Annotated in this window: 13 protein-coding genes; 6 read left to right on the top strand and 7 right to left on the bottom strand. The window is 67.2% G+C overall.

Annotated features, from left to right (window positions below; translation table 11 throughout):
• Positions 1–42: 42 nt before the first annotated feature.
• The gene (gene ruvC / locus ACFHWE_RS13970) at positions 43–591 is read right to left on the bottom strand and encodes a crossover junction endodeoxyribonuclease RuvC (RefSeq protein WP_416601970.1); all 549 of its coding nucleotides are present in this window, start codon (positions 589–591) and stop codon (positions 43–45) included.
• Positions 592–758: 167 nt separating this feature from the next.
• Between ruvC and ACFHWE_RS13965 the strand changes: the two genes are divergently transcribed.
• From ACFHWE_RS13965 to ACFHWE_RS13945, 5 genes are all read left to right on the top strand, one after another.
• Positions 759–1,028 (top strand): type II toxin-antitoxin system Phd/YefM family antitoxin, encoded by a 270-nt coding sequence (locus tag ACFHWE_RS13965; RefSeq protein WP_416601842.1) that lies wholly within the window; start codon positions 759–761, stop codon positions 1,026–1,028.
• Positions 1,029–1,173: 145 nt separating this feature from the next.
• Positions 1,174–1,974 (top strand): NUDIX hydrolase, encoded by an 801-nt coding sequence (locus ACFHWE_RS13960; protein ID WP_416601840.1) that lies wholly within the window; start codon positions 1,174–1,176, stop codon positions 1,972–1,974.
• Complete coding sequence (locus ACFHWE_RS13955; protein WP_416601838.1) at positions 1,971–3,095, top strand: J domain-containing protein; 1,125 nt, start codon at positions 1,971–1,973, stop codon at positions 3,093–3,095. The genes ACFHWE_RS13960 and ACFHWE_RS13955 overlap by 4 nt, the downstream gene beginning before the upstream one ends.
• 68 nt (positions 3,096–3,163) lie before the next feature.
• The gene (locus ACFHWE_RS13950) at positions 3,164–4,156 is read left to right on the top strand and encodes a hypothetical protein (protein ID WP_416601836.1); all 993 of its coding nucleotides are present in this window, start codon (positions 3,164–3,166) and stop codon (positions 4,154–4,156) included.
• A complete protein-coding gene (locus tag ACFHWE_RS13945) occupies positions 4,153–5,460 on the top strand; it encodes an adenylosuccinate synthetase (RefSeq protein ID WP_416601834.1) in 1,308 nt (435 codons plus the stop codon). The genes ACFHWE_RS13950 and ACFHWE_RS13945 overlap by 4 nt, the downstream gene beginning before the upstream one ends.
• A gap of 51 nt (positions 5,461–5,511) precedes the next feature.
• Here the strand turns inward: ACFHWE_RS13945 and ACFHWE_RS13940 are convergent, their stop codons facing one another.
• Positions 5,512–6,021, bottom strand: a complete 510-nt coding sequence (locus ACFHWE_RS13940; protein ID WP_416601832.1) for a hypothetical protein — start codon at positions 6,019–6,021, stop codon at positions 5,512–5,514.
• Positions 6,022–6,167: 146 nt separating this feature from the next.
• On the opposite strand from ACFHWE_RS13940, the gene ACFHWE_RS13935 reads away from it, so the two are divergent.
• Complete coding sequence (locus tag ACFHWE_RS13935) at positions 6,168–6,593, top strand: PPOX class F420-dependent oxidoreductase (protein WP_416601831.1); 426 nt, start codon at positions 6,168–6,170, stop codon at positions 6,591–6,593.
• 461 nt (positions 6,594–7,054) lie between these two features.
• Here the strand turns inward: ACFHWE_RS13935 and ACFHWE_RS13930 are convergent, their stop codons facing one another.
• The 5 genes from ACFHWE_RS13930 to ACFHWE_RS13910 form a co-directional block, all read right to left on the bottom strand.
• Positions 7,055–7,549: a DUF4265 domain-containing protein gene (locus tag ACFHWE_RS13930; protein ID WP_416601829.1), complete on the bottom strand. Its 495-nt coding sequence runs from the start codon at positions 7,547–7,549 to the stop codon at positions 7,055–7,057.
• 15 nt (positions 7,550–7,564) lie between these two features.
• On the bottom strand, positions 7,565–8,017 hold the full coding sequence (locus ACFHWE_RS13925) for a hypothetical protein (RefSeq protein WP_416601827.1): 453 nt from the start codon (positions 8,015–8,017) through the stop codon (positions 7,565–7,567).
• 19 nt (positions 8,018–8,036) lie between these two features.
• Positions 8,037–8,474 carry a hypothetical protein gene (locus ACFHWE_RS13920; RefSeq protein ID WP_416601826.1) on the bottom strand — a complete coding sequence of 146 codons (438 nt, stop codon included), beginning with the start codon at positions 8,472–8,474 and terminating at the stop codon, positions 8,037–8,039.
• A gap of 88 nt (positions 8,475–8,562) precedes the next feature.
• Positions 8,563–10,737 (bottom strand): RHS repeat domain-containing protein, encoded by a 2,175-nt coding sequence (locus tag ACFHWE_RS13915; protein WP_416601824.1) that lies wholly within the window; start codon positions 10,735–10,737, stop codon positions 8,563–8,565.
• Between the two features lie 524 nt (positions 10,738–11,261).
• Positions 11,262–18,473: an RHS repeat-associated core domain-containing protein gene (locus ACFHWE_RS13910; RefSeq protein ID WP_416601822.1), complete on the bottom strand. Its 7,212-nt coding sequence runs from the start codon at positions 18,471–18,473 to the stop codon at positions 11,262–11,264.
• Between the last annotated feature and the right edge of the window lie 237 nt (positions 18,474–18,710).

Genomic DNA, 18,710 nt, shown 5'->3' with positions numbered 1-18,710 from the left:
GGACACCGGCGGTGCGGCGTCCTCCTCCTTCCTGGGGGCGGGTCAGCGGCCGCGCGCCTGGCGCGCGAGTTCGACCTTGCGGGCGAAGTCCTGCTTGGCCTGGGCGACGCGGGCGTCGGCTCCGCCGCGCCAGAGGTGGCAGATGGCCAGGGCGACGGCGTCGGCCGCGTCGGCGGGTCTGGGCGGACCGTCGAGCCTGAGGATACGCGCCACCATGGTGCCCACCTGCGCCTTGTCGGCGCGGCCGCTGCCGGTGATGGCGGCCTTGGCCTCGCTGGGGGTGTGCAGGGCCACGGGCAGGCCGCGGCGGGCGGCGCACAGCAGGGCGACGCCGCTGGCCTGGGCGGTGCCCATGACGGTGCTGAGGTTGTGCTGGGCGAAGACGCGCTCGACGGCCACGGCGTCGGGCCGGTGCTCGTCGATCCACTCCTCGATGCCGCGCTCGATGGCGACCAGGCGCTGGGGCAGGTCGGTGTCGGGGCTGGTGCGGACCACGCCCGCGCCCAGGAGGGTGAGCGGGCGGCCGATGGAGCCCTGGACGGCGCCGATGCCGCACCGGGTCAGCCCCGGGTCGATCCCCACCACGCGCACGCGCTCTCGCCCCCGCCTTCTCGTCGATCTCGAACGCCAGTTCGCATCCATGCTAGCGATTCCCGGTGACACGCCACACGCGCACGGACGGGCGTGTCGGGCCGCTACCATCATCGCAGACCTTCCGGAGGTCCCCCGGACACCTCGGGGCGCACTAGGTTCGGCCCATGAGGACGATCACCGAGTGGGAACTGGCCGATCGAACCGTCTCCGTCCTGGACGCCGTGGCGGCCGGGGAGACCTTCCATGTGACGCGCGACGGCGTCGCGATCGCCGAAGTGCGCCCGATCCCCCGCAGGCGCGGGCTCAGCACACGGGAACTCATCGAGCACCATCGTCGGCTGCCGAGGGTCGGCCACTCCGGGACGAGGGCCGAAGCGGAGACATTCTTCGGCGGTGCGGACCGCGTGGGCAGCGATGACTTGACCGGCGAGTGATGGTGCACATTCGATCCGTGCTTGTACATCGTAGATTCTTCGCATCTCCGACATAGGCCAGAAAAAGGTGTGGACGGCGGGGCACCCGCGTGCTAAGTTCTTCTCTAGTTGAGAAAAACTCACACTGAGAACAACTGGAGGGTTCATGGAGACCGGCGGCACACGGGAGCACGGCACGGGTGAGGACGACTTCCTCTCCGGCTACGACCCGCGCGCCTACGCGCCCACCGCCGTCACCGTGGACGTCGTCGCCCTCACCATCCGCCGGGGCACACCGCTGGTCCTGCTCACCCGCAGGTCCGCACCGCCCCAGCAGGGCTGGTGGGCGCTGCCCGGCGGGTTCGTCCGCGCCGAGGACGGCCCCGGCGGCCCCGCCGACCCCGACCTGCCCGACGCCGCGCTGCGCGTGCTGTCGGAGAAGACCTCACTGCCCACCGAACCCCACCTGGAGCAACTGCGCACCTACGGCGCCCTCGGCCGCGACCCGCGCATGCGGATCGTCTCCGTCGGCTACATGCTGCTCGCCCCCGACCTGCCCGACCCCCACGCCGGGCGCGGCACCGACGAGGCGGCGTGGGTGCCCTGGAGCGAACTCGGCCACGGTGACGGCGCCCGCTGCGACCGCCCCCTGGCCTTCGACCACGGGCGGATCATCGCCGACGCCGTCGAACGCGCCCGCTCCAAGCTGGAGTACACCGCGCTGGCCACGGCCTTCCTGCCGCCCGCCTTCACCATCACCGCACTGCGCGAGGTCTACGAGGCCGTGTGGGGCCTGCGCCTGCACGGCGCCAACTTCCACCGCAAGATCCTCGCCACCCCCGGGTTCGTGGAGGACACGGGTGAACTGGCCGAACGCGGCGGCCCCGGCGGCGGGCGCCGCCCCCGCCTCTACCGGGCCGGCGGCGCGGCGCTGCTCCACCCGCCGCTGCTGCGGAGCGCCCCATGACCCCCCTCGCCCACGGAGGCAGCGACATGAGCACCGACGACTTCGACGCCGCGCTGCGGGAACTGGACCTGTCCGACTACCCCATGGCCGTGTTCGGCCCCCTGCCGCGCGAGGGCTCCCCCCTGCCCCGGGCCGCCACCGCCGCCTACCGGCGCCTGGCCCGCCTGCTCCACCCCGACCGCGCCCCGGAGGGCCGCACGGCGGAGGCCACCCGCGCCTTCGCCAAGCTGACCGGGCTCTGGTCCGCCTACCGCGACGCCGCCGAGGGCGGCCTGGGCCTGGACGAGATCACCCTCGCCGCGAAGAGGCACACCTACCACCTGCGGCGGGGCGCCGACCCGCTCGCCTCGGGCGACGTCGCCGACCTGCACCGGGCCCGCTACCGAGACGGCTCCGCCTGGCGGGAGGCGGTGCTCAAACTGCCGCGCTCGCACCACGACAACGACCTCATGAACGCCGAGGCGAGCGCCCTGCGCCGCCTACGCGAGCGGGTCCCCGAGGCGTCCCGCGCGTTCTACCCCGAGCTGGTCGAGCAGATCCGCCACCGCGACGCCGCCAGCGGCGTGGAGCGGCGCGGCAACGTGCTCACCCGGCTGCGCGGGTTCCACAGCCTGGCCGACGTGCGCCGCGCCTACCCCGACGGCATCGACCCGCGCGACGCGGCGTGGATGTGGCGCCGCCTGCTGGTGGCGGTCGGCGGTGCGTCCCGGGCCGGGGCGGTGCACGGCGCCGTGGTGCCCGAGCACGTGCTGATCCACGCCGAACAGCACGGCCTGGTGCTCGTGGACTGGTGCTACTCGGTGACCTCGAACGCCGAGCACACCGCACCCCACATCCCGGCGATGGTGGCCCACCGCAAGGACCTCTACCCCCCGGAGGTGCTGGACCGCGCGCCCGCCGTCCCGGCCACCGACATCCACATGGCGACGCGGTGCATCGAATACGTGACGGCCGGGCGCCTGCCCCGACCACTGAAGGCGTTCGCCCGCGGCTGCACCCTGCCCCTGCCCCAGCGCAGGCCCTCCGACGGCATCCGGCTCCTGGCCGAACTGGACGGGGCGCTGGAGCGGGTGTTCGGCCCGCGCCGGTTCCGCCCCTTCCCCATGCCCGCCACCGCCTGACCCACCACCGACCTCCCCCGGCCACTCCGCGGCCGGAGCAGACCCCCACACGACGAAGGAGGCTTCCCATGGGAAGCAGCAGTTGGTCCACCGACGCCTACCACGCCCGCGCCGCCTACAACGCCGCCGCCGGAGCCAGCAGTTTCGGCTACACCGACGACGTGGCCTCGACCATGCCGCGCAGCCAGTGGAAGACGCACGAGACCCTCGACCCCAAGGGCGTGACCGTCCGCGAGAGCCGCGACTCCGACGCCCACCCCGAGTCGCTGGCCGTCTCGGTGCTCTTCGACGTCACCGGCTCCATGGGGCGCGTGCCCCGCATCCTCCAGAAGAAGCTCCCCGACCTGTTCGGCCTGCTGCTGCGCAAGGGCTACGTGGAGCACCCGCAGATCCTGTTCGGCGGGATCGGCGACGCCACCTGCGACCGCGCCCCGCTCCAGGTCGGGCAGTTCGAGTCCGGCAACGAACTGGAGGACGACCTGGGCAACATCCTGCTGGAGGGCGGCGGTGGCGGCCAGGTCACCGAGTCCTACGAGCTGGCCATGTACTTCATGGCCCGGCACACCGCCATGGACTGCCTGGACAAGCGCGGGCGCAAGGGCTACCTGTTCATCATCGGCGACGAGAAGGCCTACGGCGCGGTCAAGGCGCGGGAGGTGCGCGAGGTCATCGGCGACGACATCGGCGAGAACATCGCGTTCCCGACGATCCTCGCCGAACTCCAGCGCAGGTTCGAGGTCTTCTTCATCATGCCCACCGGCAGCGCCCACTTCCGCAACGACGACGTGCGCGGCTTCTGGGACACTCACCTGAGGCAGAACGTCATCTACCTGGACGACCTGGAAGCGGTGTCGGAGACGATCGCGGTCACGATCGGGATGGGCGAGGAGGCCGTCGACCTCGAACAGGGCCTGGACGACCTCGCCGAGGCCGGCTCGGGGGCGGGAGACGTGGTCGGCAAGGCGCTGCGCCCGCTGACCGGGGCGCGCGGCTCGATCGTGGTCGCGGAGTCGCCCGAGGGCCTGGGCGGCACGGCCGCCGGCGGGGTGGACCGGCTGTGACCGGGACACCGTGGGCCGACGAGCACGCGATCGTCACCGACCTGGGGTTCGGCGACGCGGGCAAGGGCGTGACCGTCGACCTGATGTGCGCGCGGCGGCGCTTCGGCGCCGTCGTGCGCGCCAACGGCGGCGCCCAGGCCGCGCACAACGTGGTCGCCCCCGACTGCCGCCACCACACGTTCTCCCAGTTCGGGGCGGGCACGCTCGCCCCGGACGGGCCGGTGCCCACCCACCTGTCCCGCTTCATGGTGGTGGACCCGTTCGCGCTGGCGGCCGAGGCCGCGCACCTGGCCGCGCTCGGCGTGGCCGACCCGCTGTCCCTGGTGACGGTGGACCGGCGGGCGCTGGTCAGCACCCCCTGGCACCAGGCCCGGGGCCGGGCGCGGGAGCGGGCGCGCGGCGCCGGCCGGCACGGTTCGTGCGGGATGGGGGTGGGCGAGACGATGGCCTACGCCCTCGCCCACCCCGGGGACGCGCCCACGGTGGGCGACTGCGCCGAACCGGCCCGGCTGCGGCGCAAGCTGGCGCTGCTGGCCGAGCACCTGGCGGAGGCGGCCGGGCCGGACCCCGCCGAGCCCTCCCCCGACCCGGAGGAGTGCGTGGCCGCCTACTGGGCGTTCGCCTCAGCGGTGCGCCTGGTGGACGAGGGGTACCTGGCGGACCTGCTGGCCGCCTCCCCCGTGGTGTTCGAGGGGGCGCAGGGGGTGCTGCTGGACGAGTGGCACGGCTTCCACCCGCACACCACGTGGTCGACCACCACCACCGCCAACCCGCTCACCCTGCTGGCGGAGGCGGGCCAGGCGGACCGCGCACGGCGGATCGGGGTAGTGCGCACCTACACCACCCGGCACGGCGCGGGGCCGCTGGTGGCCGAGGACCCCGCCCTGGGCGCGGTGCTCGCCGAGCGGCACAACGGCACCCACCCCTGGCAGGGGCCGTTCCGGGTCGGCCCCTTCGACCTGGTGGCGCACCGCTACGCGCTGGCCGCCACGGGAGGCGCGGACACGCTGGTGGTGACGCACGCCGACGCCCCGGACCGGATCCGGGAGGCGACCGGTGCCGGGCCGCGCTGGTGCACGGGTTACACGGACGCGGGCGGCGCGCCACTGGAGATCGCTCCGCCGGAGGTGCCGGACCTGGCCCGCCAGGAGCGGGTGACCGCCGCGCTCACGCAGGCCCGGCCGGCGCTGGAGACGATGCCGGACGATCCGGTGGCGGCGATCGGCGGGGCGCTGGGCCTGCCGGTGGAGGCGGTGTTCTCCGGCCCCACCCGGGAGGACGCGCGCGTGCCGTCCCGGGTCTGACCGTTCGCGGCGGCGGCCCGTGGCGGTCGCGGCCGGGAGGTGCCGTCGGGCTCAGACCACGGTCAGGTGGTAGGTGGTGTCCACCCAGAAGCCCTGGCCGGTGTCGGCCTTGATCTCCAGGACGTACCCGCCGGGGGTCAGCGGGGCGATCGCGCCCCACGCACCCCAGGTGTACCAGCGCGCCCACAGCGAGCCGCGGAACGTGCCGTAGAACTCCTCCAGGGGCAGCGGGACGCCGTTGAGGTGCGCTTCGGCGTAGGTGACCGGCATGCGCACCGGCTCCTTGGCGTGTTTGGCCTTGACCACACAGTTGAGCACCGGGAAGAACAGGGGTCGGTCGGCGGGCACCTCGCACCGGCGCACGACCGTGCCCCCGTAGGTACCGGCGAGGAACCACAGGTCGTCGGGCTGGTTGTGGGCCGCGTGCCGACCGGTGGTGTCCTGGACCGGATCGCTCCCCTTGGGCGCCGACCACACCCACCGCCACCAGCGGCCCGCGAGTTCGGTGCCCTGCTGGGAGCTGATCCGCCACGCACCGTCGTCCGGCACGACCTCACCCATGACGCCTCTTTCCGGTGTCTGAGATGTCCGCCGTGGACATCTTCGCCCCAGGGATCGTACTGACGCGGGGGTCCTCACCGGCACGCGGGCACACCCGGAACCGTGTCCTACGGGAGGAGCGCCGGGTTCGGGGCTAGCGTGACCGCATGGCTGCCATCACCGATCCCGAGGTCCGCGCCTTCCTGCTGGAGGGCACCCGCACCGGCAAACTCGCCTACACCGCCGCCGACGGGCGCCCGCTGGTCGCGCCGGTGTGGTTCACCGTCGAGGACGGGAAGGTCGTCCTCAACACCGGGAGGGACTCGGCCAAGGGCCGGGCGATCCGGAGGGACCCGCGGGTGGCTTTGTGCGTGGACCTGGAGGAGCCGCCGTACGGGTTCGTGCAGGTGCAGGGCGAGGCCGAGGTATCGGAGGACCTCGGCGAGCTGAGGCAGACCGCCACGGCGATCGCCGCCCGGTACATGGGCGCGGAGCGGGCCGAGGAGTTCGGCCGCCGCAACGGGGTGCCCGGCGAACTGGTGGTGCGCATCCGCCCCACCAAGGTCATCGCCGGATTGGACATGACCGGCTGAGGAAGGTGTGGGTGGGTTCGGGGACGTGCTCGGCGCCAGTGGCCACTGCCGCCCGCCTCGCGCGTCGGGCCGAACCCACTCCTGGCGGCGCAGCGAGTCGGCGTAGTCGACGAAGACCCGCGCCAGGCCGTCGCTCCAGGAACTCCTCCAGGAGACGGAAGAACCGGTCGGTGACCTGGGGATCATCCTCACCCAAGTCATAGGGGAACCTTCCGGCGGGAAGGTCGGGCGCGCAGACGTGTGCGGCCAGAGCGGCCCAGGTCAGGTTGTTCCCACCGTCGAGCCGGACGATGAGCCACTCCCGGAACCCGTTGAGGAAAGCTCCGGAGGTCGCAGCATCGAAGCCGAGAACGAACGCCACCGCAGACCCACACGACCCGTCCAATCCGTAGAGAACAGGACGGTTGTGCACAGATCACACCGTCCCCCCGAATCCCACGACAGAATCTGTTCCTTGCATGCTATGAATTCCTACACTCAACCCCCCACTCCCAATAAACAGACTCAAGAGAGTCGATCACCTCCAAAAGCCGATCAGAAAAATCGACATCCGGAACATCAATGGAAACAAAACCCCTACCATTCCATTCATGGGCAAATGAATTGGAAATAAGAGATTCACTGATCCCGAGAGAAATTGATTCGACCATATGGTCTTCCAATGCAGGGTCGACCATAATCCTCACCACACCCCTCCCTGAATTTTCGACCACGGATACCCCCCGAACTTCAAATTCTTCGGGAACCGCAAGGACATCAAAAAGGGAGACTCCGTACAAACAGAAGGGAATTGAGGCAACCCGCACTCTCCCTCCACCGAGGTCTTCACACCAGAGCTCCTCCACCTGGTTGCAAAGTCCGACAGAAGCGAGGTCAATCAAAATTGTTTTTTCATTTTCCAAATTGAACCCGGGTTTCATATGAACGAGATGCGCTTCATATCTTTTATGTGACATTTTTAATACTATCTCTTAATATGCGGAGGCCACCAAGCAGGGGGGTGGTGTCATACCGTCGTAGCAACCCCTGTGACCTGCGGTGTTGCTACGACGGTATGACACCACCCTATCCTCACGCACCGCCACCGTCTCACCGGCATGAGTGTAGTAACGGGTGGCCTCCAACGTCCCCGCAGGCGGATCCCACACCAGCTCCGCACCCGGAAGGTACAGCGTGGTCGCACCATTGGCCCGCCGCAGCAGACGCTCACCATCGGCATCATAGACATAGGAGGTCACCTCCAACCCGTCGGTGACCGAGACCAACTCGCCCTCAGCCCCCCACTCCAACACCTGGTCACGCTCACCCGTACTGCGCGAGACCATATTGCCCGCGGCGTCGTAGTCGTAGACAACCTCGCCTTCCCTGTTCAGCAGCCTACCGGAGCGGCAGCGGACGAGTTTTACATAATCCTCAATTACCATCCTCGAAGCAGACGTTATTTTAGAAGGAACTTGGGGAAGCCCAAATAAAAATAACTGAGGAAGATCCAAGGAAAAAAGAGAAAAATACTATCTGCATTGAGATCGAGAGAGACCTGAAATGCACCTCTTCGCCAAACTTCCGAATCATCTTATTTGCCCTAAAGAATTCAATGACCGATACCGCTCCAACGGACGTGAAATAGGAGAACCCCAAGAGAATTGCCAGTTCAAATCCTCGAGAAAATCCCGAGGGGAGTCGACTTCCGAAAATATAGGAAACAAGCGCCTCAGCCCCTAGAAGGATCAGGGTCCAGATGATTATTTTTACTGGAGCCAGAGCGGAGTCCACCTGAAATACCACTCTCGCCAATCCAGCCTCCACCCGACCAGCGTAGCCTTTAATTCTTGCTTCTACAAAGAAGTCCAAATAGAAGCCACGAATCTTGGGGATCAGCACTCCCAAAATCCAGTCAAAAGTCCATATATACCCCACGCGAGACAAACTCCATTGCCCATCTCGCCTACTGGAATTCACGAGACCCCCTTCAGTTCAAGTAATTTGAAGCACAACTTCCGCATGCGTGGTCTACTGCTCCGAACACCCCGAGCACCGTTCCGGCTTGGGCACTATACCCCTGGACAGTGGACGCGGCATCAATCCTCGAATTCCAGACGCTGGCGATATCGCTCCGAATTCTTCGATTGATGTTTCCCATGTTCGGAATGCCCTTTGGAGCCCTGCTGGCAATTTGTGAATTCCTTAGGAATCCCATACCAGTTTGCACCCCACGAGCTGCCCAGCCAACTGGAATAGGCACGGCTCCAACAATACCCATGATTCCGCTACGTTGACCGTGATACCTGATATCGCGATAACCAAGATACGCTCCCAAGGCAGCGGCACCAATCCCCACCGCCCCGCACACCGGACAACCAAGCATGCCAATAATTCCGCCAACAAATGCGGCATCCTTACCGATTTGAGTCAAATTAACTCCGCTTAGCCCCCCTTGGAGCGAGTCCCAGAATCCGTCACCGTTATTCCAGGCTTCAGAATCCCAGCTCCCCCATCGTTCTTCGAACCAGCTGGCTTCGTTGTTGGCCTGAGTCTGTGGATCCACAGTGACACTGACCGGCTCAGAGTAAGGACTCGGGGAACTGACAGAAGCAGAGGCAGAGGCAGAAACTCCAGCAATGGCACCACCGCTGGAGGAGCCGGAAGATTGGCCACTCGCACCGGATTGGCCATGGTAGCTGGGAATCAATCCCCGCATGTAGTAAGCTACCTGCCATCCATCAACGGAGCTACTCTGATCCGATTCGTCCTTCATATAAATCGACCACGGATCGACGTACTGCAATCCAGTCGGGTCGGTGAAGCTCACCGGGTTGTTGTTCGCATACGCGTACCCGTGCATCTGCTGGTCATCGGTCAGGTCCATCAACGGGTCCACCGAGACGAACCGCCCCAGATCCGCGTCGTAGGCCCGCGCCCCCAACTGCGTCAACCCCGTAGAGGCATCGACCGTGCCGTCCACGAACCCGCGCTCCCCCGGCCACACACCCGACGCCGACCGGGCCTGCCCGAAGGCCGTCGTCCGACGCTGGGCCACATCCCCCCACTCGGCATCCACCGCGATCTGCCCGGTGCCGTGGTGGTCCGCGAACACCCAGTGCAGATCACCGCTATCCTCACGCACCGCCACCGTCTCACCGGCATGAGTGTAGTAACGGGTGGCCTCCAACGTCCCCGCAGGCGGATCCCACACCAGCTCCGCACCCGGAAGGTACAGCGTGGTCGCACCATTGGCCCGCCGCAGCAGACGCTCACCATCGGCATCATAGACATAGGAGGTCACCTCCAACCCGTCGGTGACCGAGACCAACTCGCCCTCAGCCCCCCACTCCAACACCTGGTCACGCTCACCCGTACTGCGCGAGACCATATTGCCCGCGGCGTCGTAGTCGTAGGTGTGCTCGGTGGTGCCCCCGACCCCGTCCTCGGTCACCGAGGCCACCCCGTGCGCCGGCCCCTGACCCTCCTGCGGACCAGCGTAGGAACGCACCGTCTGGCCGCCGCCGATCACGGCGTGCTGGATCTCCTCGACCCGGTTGCCGGTCTCGTCATAGGTGTAGGAGTGCCAGTAGGGATCGGCTCCACCGATCTGCTGCCCCTCGGGCTCGGTGTCGCAGGCCGTCTCACCGACCGCGTCGGGGGTCCACGCCTGGGTGAGGCGGCGCAGATGGTCGTAGTCGAAGCACTGCACGTCGTCGGGTACCTGGGTACTGGTGGGCTCGTCGCTGATGCGCAGCAGGTTGCCCACGTCGTCGTAGTCGTAGGTCTTGGTCGACAGCGACCCGTCGCCGAGCTGGTGGACAACGCTGGCCAGGGACAGGCGGCGGGTGGCCTCCTCGTAGTCGAAGGTCTGCCAGGTGCGCTCCGAGCCCAGGATGCCGCGGTAGAACTCGCGCTGCATCAGGTCGCCGACCTTGGAGTAGACCACGTCGGAGACGATCTCCTCACTGGCGGACAGCGTGGTGAGGTTGCCCAGGTCGTCGTAGTCGTAGACGACCGCTTCGCCGGACAGGCCGCCCATCGGCGGCAGGGCCATGGAGCGCACACTGCCGTCGGGGTTGTACATGGTGCGGAACAGGTAGGCGCCCGCCAGACCCCCTTCCGAGGGCGGGACCACGACCTGTCGGGCGCGCTCGCGTCCCACCGGGTCGTAGCCCAGGATCCTGGTGGTGTAGGCCGAGCCGTTGTCGTAGCGGGTGGCGGAGGAGAGCTTGCCGGTGGCGACCGTGTCGTAGGTCCACGCCGCACGCAGCGGCCCGGTGGCCGAGTCCTCACGCAGGTGGGTGGTGCGGCCCAGCTCGTCGTAGGTGGTGTGCAGGGTCTGACCGAAAGATCAATTTACTCCAAAAAACGTCGAATTCGAGAAATGAGATCGTTGCAAATCTCCGACAGGCTCCCCTGAGAGACTACCTCATGCAGACCCATTTTTCGATTGAAATACTCGACCTCGTATCTATTCTCATCCTCCACCAAAAAGGAAACAACACAGTACCAGGAGTCCGCGTTTCCCGTAGGCTCCACAACCAGGAATGAATTCTCTCCCCCATCAAGTTCTGACAATATCAGATAAAGATGATCCTCAGAAGGTTCGTTGAAAGTTTTTCCGAGCTCATTTTCTGCGAAATACTTACCGGAAACCACTTCGAAAGATCCCCTCAATTTATGAATTCATGTGGCTGACCTACCTCCAAATATACCCCTCTGAACATCCCTCAGGACGTCCTGCCAGCCACCAGAGCCGCCGCCCCTTGAACCGGCATGCGGTTCAAAGTTCTCAGGCCCAGGAACCCTTTCGGTCAAATAACGTTCCGCAGACAGGGCGTCGTCTCGACTGTCAAAATTCCTAAGAATCTGCATCCCGTAGTTCCCTCCATACTGAGCACCCCACGCATCATATTCACTGCGAGTATATCGAACGACAGGATTATCAGAAATTCCCCATTTAAGAATCTTTCCCTGAACTTGATTCACAATTGCATACAGAGAAGTCTGGCCACGATCTGGACGCATCCCACTAACTGGCTTGTTAGTATTACACCAGGCCCCACCAGCGTTATGACTGAGGATATCGATACCTTCAGCGCTTACATGGTAGGTGTGAACACCCTGGATGGTCAGGTTATGGACCGTGGCCGGCTGTGTCCACGCCTGCACGCCCCGGACCTGGACCAGGGTGCCCTCCGAGGACAGCAGCCACATCCCCGGAGCCAGATCGATCGCGTCGACCCACCTCTCCAGCTCGGGAACCCAGAAGGGATGCTCGTCCGTGGCGACGACGACATCCCCCAGCACCGTCGGGCCGGGCAGACCCGCCACCACGTCATCCAGCCCGTCAGGGGTCTCCAGCTCCGAAGCGTCCACCTGCGTGGTGGTGTCCACCGTGACCTCGACCAGGGTCTTGGCCCCCGAGCCGACGATCGTCGCCAGGACCTCCCGCGCACCCTGCTCGCCCGTCTCCGGATCAGTGGCCAGCACCTCATCGCCGACCTCCAGGTCCTCGATCGGCCTGGTGGAACCATCGGCCATCAGCACCAGAGTTCCAGGAATGAAACTGTGGCAGCCACCCCGACGCAGTCGCGAAAGCCAGTTCCCCACCGAACCCGCACCGTTGCGCAACAGCCGGGACGCCGTACCCGCAGGAATCGGACCCGTGGCGATCTCGGTGACGATGTCCGGCACGTAGGTACCGGCCAGATTTCCGTACCCGTACGCGTCCGAGTTCGGATCGATACCGGCGAGCGCGTTCAGATCCTCCATGCCGAGGCCGAAATGGCCCATCGCATAGTCGGTTCCCCACAACAAGATGCTGTGCTGCTTGAGCCCCATCATCATGCCCGCGCCGAACTCCACCGCCCCCGCGTAAGGGGTATCGCGCCATACGGCGGAAGCCTGACTACCCGAGCCCCGGCCACTGCCACGGCCGCCCCGGTTGACCGTCGTACTCACACCGCGCGCCGTCGTAGTAACCCCGCCCCAGTTCACCCGGGAGGGCTGGTTTCTCCTGCCGGAGGCCCCGCTCACTCTCTTCTTGACCTTGGTCCGCGGCCTGCCGATCTTCTTCTTCACCCATCGGCCGTCCGGGTCGCTGAAGGTCACCGGGTTGCTGTTGGCGTACATGTAGCCGTGCATCTGCTGCGGATCGGTCAGGTCCAGCACCGGGTCCACGGAGACGAACCGGCCCAGATCCGCGTCGTAGGCCCGCGCGCCGATCTGGGTCAGCCCGGTGGAAGCATCGATCGTGCCGCCCACGAAGCCCGTTTCGCTGGGCCATTCGTTGACGCCGGTGGACCGGTCCGTACCGAAGGGCGTGAACCGCCGATGAACCGTCTCACCCGTGGTGGCGTCCACCGCCAGTTCCCCGGTGCCGTGGTGGTCGGAGAACAGCCAGTGCACCGAGTGGTCGGAGTCGCGGACCGCGATGGCGTCTCCGTCGTGGGTGTAGAACCGCAGTGCCCGGGAGATGAGGGTGTCCCGCTCGAAGTGGATCTCCATCCCCGGCAGGTACAGGGTGGAGGTGGTGGCGTCCCGACGGATCAACCGGGTGCCGTCGGCGTCGTAGACGTAGGAGGTCACACCGCGGTCGGTGTCGGCGACCCGGGTCAGGTGCCCTTCGGCGTCCCACTCAAGGACCTGGTCGTGGAGGGGGGTGACACGCGAGACCATGTTCCCCGACTCGTCGAAGTCGTACTGCTCCAGGCGGTCCCCGGCCGGCCCGGTCTCGTACACCTCGGTCACGGCGTGGGGGTGGTCCTGCCCCGCCTGCGGGTGGGTGTAGGTGCGTTCGGTCGCCCCGCCGATGCCGCCGTGCTGGGTCTCGGTGACCCGGTTGCCGACCTCGTCGTAGGTGTAGGTGTGCCAGTAGGAGGCGGGGCCGCCCAGAGAACCGGTGCTGGGGGCGGCGTCGCACGCGCCCGGCCCGGTGGCGTCAGGGGTCCACGCTTCGGTGAGCTGGCGCAGGTGGTCGTAGGTGAAGCACTGGACGTCGGAGGCGTGGTTCTGCTCGGTGGGCTCGTCGCGGATGGACAGGATGTTGCCGGCGTCGTCGTAGTCGTAGAACTGGTGGCGCAGGGAGCCCGACCCGAAGTGGCGCGCCACGAGGCTCTCCGTCAGCCGGTCGGTGGCGGGGTCGTAGTCCCAGTCCTGCCAGGTCAGATCGTCGGTGCTCTCGGTCCGGCCCAGCAGGCGCTGGACGAGGTTGCCGATCTGGGAGTAGTGGGCGTCGCGCAGGTAGGTGCCCTCACCGGCGATCGCGGTGACCTGGCCCAGGTCGTCGCGGGTGTAGTTGACGACTTCCTGGTAGAGGCCTCCCCCGGAGGGCACGACCTGACGGTTGACGCTGCCGTCGACGTTGTAGCGGGTGATGAAGCGGTAGGTCCCGCCGAGCCCGGTCTCCTCTTGGGGGATGGTGACGGTCGAGGCCTCCACCTGGTACAGGTCGTCGTAGGACAGCACCCGGTTGGTGTAGGCGAGCCCGTCGTCATAACGGGTGGAGGAGGTGAGCTGGCCCAGTTCCAGGGTGTCGTAGGTCCATGCGGCGCGCACCGGGCCGTTGAGGGAGTCGTCGTGCAGGGCGACGGTCCGACCGAGGTCGTCGTAGGCGTAGGCCAGGGTCTGCCCGCGCGCGTCGGTGCGCGTGGTCATGCGGTCGAGGCCGTCGTAGGTGTAGGTGGTGGTGCCGCTGTCGGGGTCGGTGGCCGAGACCTTGCGGCTGTTGATGTCGTAGGTGTAGCTCCACTCGTTTCCTGCGGAGTCGGTGACGGTCTCCAGCTCGTTGTTGCGCGTGTAGGTGTAGTGGATCGCGTCGTAGTCGCCGCTGGGCTGGCGGCCGTGGTGGTGGCGCAGTTCGACCGTGTTGCCGTACAGGTCGCTGACGGTGGTGGTTCCGGTTCCGCCCTCAGGTGCGGTCACCTTCGTCTGCTCGCCCACGTACGCGGTGGAGGTGCGGTACACCTCCTCTCCAGCCGACATCTGGATCTCGTGCACGGGCCGTTCCGCGCCGTCGTAGACCGTCTCGGTGTAGCGGGGGATGAGGTCGGTGTTGTTGGCGACGAACAGGTCTCCGCCGGGATCGCCCTCGGCCGGGTAGGCCTGCCTGGTCTGGACCTCCAGACCCCGTGAGTCGTGGAGGACGTCGCTGATGACCCGTCCTTCTCCGGTGTACGAGGGGGACTGTGTCTGGCGCAGGCGCAGCCACCCGTCGTGGATCCGGTAGGTCGTGGTGTAGTCGCCGTGGGGGTTGAGTGTGCTGGTGACGACGTAGGTGGGGGCGTCCTTGGACATGTGGTACTCGAACCGCATGCTCGGCGTGTCCAGGTCGCGGTCACGGTTGGGCAGCCACACGTCGGTGAGGCGGCCGAGCGGGTCATAGGCGAGTTCGGTGCGTTTGCCGTTGGCGTCGGTCTCGGCGAGGGTCGCCGAACGGCCGGGGGCGATCTCGACCGTGTTGGTGTGACCTGCCGGGTTGGTGGTGGTGACCTCTACGGCGTTCCCACCGGGAACGGCGTCGGTGTACTCGGTCGTGGTGGTGTTGTCCTCGGCGTCGGCCTGAGTGAGCTTGCGGCCGTAGGTGTCGAAGCTGGCGGTCCCCGTGGTCTGGTAGACGGGCTCGCCGTTCTCGTAGCCGGTCAGGCGCTGGTGGGAGGTCTCCAGGCCCTGGACCGGCGGTTCACCCATGGCTTGACCGTCGAAGGCGGTACGCAGGTCGCTGACCACGTCATCGGGTCTGGAGGGGGTCTGGCCACAGGGGACGGAGACGATCTCCTCGCGTGAGACCGTCACCAGCAGGTTGTGTGCGGTGTTGCGGTTGAAGGTGGTGCGTGTACAGGTCTCGTCGCCGATGACCGCGGTGTCGCCCCAGTCATCGATCTCGACGGGCAGGGCGTAGGCGTCGTAGGTGGTGTCGACGCGGTGTTGGCGCCACCCTCCGTTCGCCAGGGGTGTGTAGGTGCGTACCGACTGCGCGTCGACCTGGTGGGCGCGCAGCGTTCCCCAGGAGTAGGTGCGCGATCCCGTCTCCCTGCTCCAGGGGACGGTGATCTTCTTCTCCAGGACCTCCCCGCCGGGGCCGTTGAAGGCCGTGGTCTCCAGGGGCCTGCCCGCGTAGTGGTCGTGATCGGTGTGCTCGCCGCCCTCGGAGTCGGTGAGGGTGATGCTGCGTTCTCCGTCGGGCAGGTGGTCGCCGTGCATGCCGCGGAAGAAGCGGTGCTCGGTCACCGACTGCGTGCCGCCTTCGGCCCCGGTGGTGACGCGGACGGTGTCGTATCCGCGCCACTGGGACCAGGTGCGCTTGTCATCTTCGATGAACCCGTCGGCGTCCATGTACCGCCAGGCGGCGTCACCCACGTAGTCGTAATCGGTGATGACGGCTGGTTGATCGGTGACCAGGTCCATTTCCTGGACCTGGACGACGACGTACTTGTGGAACCAGTCGGTGATGTCGTCATCGCCCTGGCCGCTGGGCACCCACTTGACGGGGAAGCAGCGCTGGGTGTTGGTGTGCGGTGTCGGAGCCGAGCCGGCCGTGCACCCTGGGGCGGAGTAGGAGACGTCGAGCTGGCCGCCGGTCTCGGTGTGGACGGAGGTGATGCGCCACTTGTTGAGGGGCGCCACGCCGTCGCTGGTGGCGTCGACCCGGTTGGGCAGTGGTGTGCCGCCAAAGGTCACCGGCGGGGTGGCGAGTGTGCCGTCCACATGGCCGGTGTGGGTGATGGAGTCCAGCCACAGGGTGGGGTCGGTTCCGTCCCCGGGATCGGGGAAGGCATGGGCGAACTCCCAGGAGTCCACGGTGGTGTAGTCGGATCCGTCGTGGACCTGAGTGGAGATCCCGGTCAGCCGCTTCGTGGTGAAGAAGGTGGGCGAGAACTGGTCGGTACACTCGTCTCCGGACTCGCAGACCTGGTCGAGGGGGACGTCGGGCCAGTGGTCGGCGTTGTCCTCGTCGCGGTCGCTCTCGGCGCAGTCGAAGGAATCGGTGGGCACGCACCGCTCGGTGACGTCGAAGTCCACCCGGGCCGGGGCGGTGGCGAACACGTCGTCGCTGCGCAGGCCGTACTCGATCCGGTCCAGATGGCCGCCGCGGTCGTAGCCGGTCGCGTCGTCGGCCTCCATGTTGCGGCCGTAGTGGTTGCGCTCCTCGTCGTAGTACAGGGTCATGACGTTGCCCTGGGCGTCGACGACGTAGTCGAGGTTCCACCGCCAGGCCTGCTGGCACCAGGAGTCGGCGAAGGAGGTGTCGTGGCACGGTTCGGAGGAGTCGTTGCCGAAGACCGGCACGGTCCAGGCCGAGCCGGTCTCGGGGTCGCCGGAGGTCCAGCCGGGCAGGCGGTTGCGGCCGAAGAAGTACTGGGTGCCGTCGGAGGTGGTGACCTTCCAGTACTCGCCGTCGTTGTCGCCGTTGGTGGTCCCGGTCAGCCGCTCCACCGTGGAGTTGTCGTCATCGCGTAGCCGCCAGGTGCCGTCGGAGTCCAGCAGCAGTTCGCTGGACATCCCGTTCAGGGACAGGGTGGCGTTGTGCCGTTTCCAGCACAGGTCACCGGTCTTGTCCGGGTCCTCCTGGCCGTCCTGGGCGCAGCCGATGTAGGAGCGCTCGATAAACCCGGGGTGGTAGTCGAAGCCCTCGCCGATCCAGGATGCCTGGTTGTTGGTGGAGGCGGTGCGGCCGTCGACCGCACCTGAGGAGTAGGCCAACGAGACGTCGGGGGCCAGGTCCGCTGCCACGCCCGGCGCCTGGATCGGGTAGGTCCAGGAGAAGGAGCCCGATTGGAGGCTGACGTCCCAGGCTGCTGAGGGGGCCAGGTCACTGGCCTGGTAGTCGCCGTTGCCGCTGTCAGCGTCGGCGGCGGCCATCAGTGTTACACCCGAAGCGGTAGCGGGTGCCACGACGGTCAGGGTGTCCGCTGCGGGATCGTTGACCGACCCCAGGTCGTAGGCACGGGTACAGTCGTCCGATTCGGTGCCACCACCGGTCTCACAGTCCGCCAGGGCCAGCAGCCTGAGCCGGGAGCCGTAGTCGCCGCCGAACGCGGACGCGAACCCGGAGTAGTCCAGCACGATCTCGACAGGACCGGCCCCGTCGACACCGTCGGTGCGCCGTACCCGCATCAGGACTCCGTCGACCCCGGCTTCCTCGGCGTCAGCACGGCTCAGGAGTTCGACTTCGGCCGACTCCACTACCCGTGGATCGGGCCGGTCCTCGGCCTCAGGTTCTGGGGAGGCGCCGTCGGTCGGCGGCTCTTCGGGACCCCGGTCCGCCTCCGTGCTCTCCTCGGTGGCTTCGTCCGTGCCGGTCTCCCTGTCGGGTGCCGACGGCTCGGCTTCGGACTCGGTTCGCTCCTCGGGGGCTCCCCCGTCCGGTGCCGTGGGTGTGGCCTCCTCCGGTGGGGGTGTGGGCTCGGACGGGAGTCGATACCCCGCCGGAGCCGTCTCCCGTGCCTGGTCTGGGGCTGCCTCATTCGAGGAGAAAGGGGCGTTCCAGTCGTCGAGCACCTTCTGTGAGACGGTGCCGATACCGACGATCGAGTCCTCCTCGGCCATGGACGAGAACGCGCTCGCTTCGGGGGCTCCGGTCCCCCCTAACACCACGGTTTCCGGCTCGGGCCACTGGGCCTGCGGCAGCGTTTCGATCGCCGCGTCGGCGACCGTGCCGTCCTGCACAGCCGTTTCAGCGCCCACCTCATTGCCCTGGATCCAGGGTTCGTACTCCGCCTCGGGCACAGGGTTGAAGGGAAGCGCCTGTGACGTCGTCACGGACAGCAGCGACGCGATGAGAGCGAAGGAGAGGGTGTGGACCATGCCGCGTCCCGCCCGGCGCCGGATACGCCTGACCGGACTGTCGGACTCGTGGCGGGACTGGTTGGTCATCGAGAGGGAGTGCTCGGACACAGGGGGCCTCCGTCCCAGCGGTCATCGTTGCCGCCGGGTTCAGTGAGCTGGCTGAGATCGAAAGAGACGCGTGGCGGGTTCAGGGGGCGCTGGTCGGGATCAGCCCCTCGTAGACCGTGTTGATGTCGTTCTGGGAGAGCACCCCTTGGTAGAGGTGGACGTCGGAGACCTGCCCGGCGAACAGGTCCTCCTCCCCCAACCGCCACGCGCGGCCGATCACCATCCCGTGCGGGGAGT

Source organism: Nocardiopsis sp. LOL_012, from assembly GCF_048060475.1.
In the GTDB taxonomy this organism is placed as follows: Bacteria; Actinomycetota; Actinomycetes; order Streptosporangiales; family Streptosporangiaceae; genus Nocardiopsis.
This window is presented reverse-complemented; position numbering and strand designations above follow the sequence as displayed.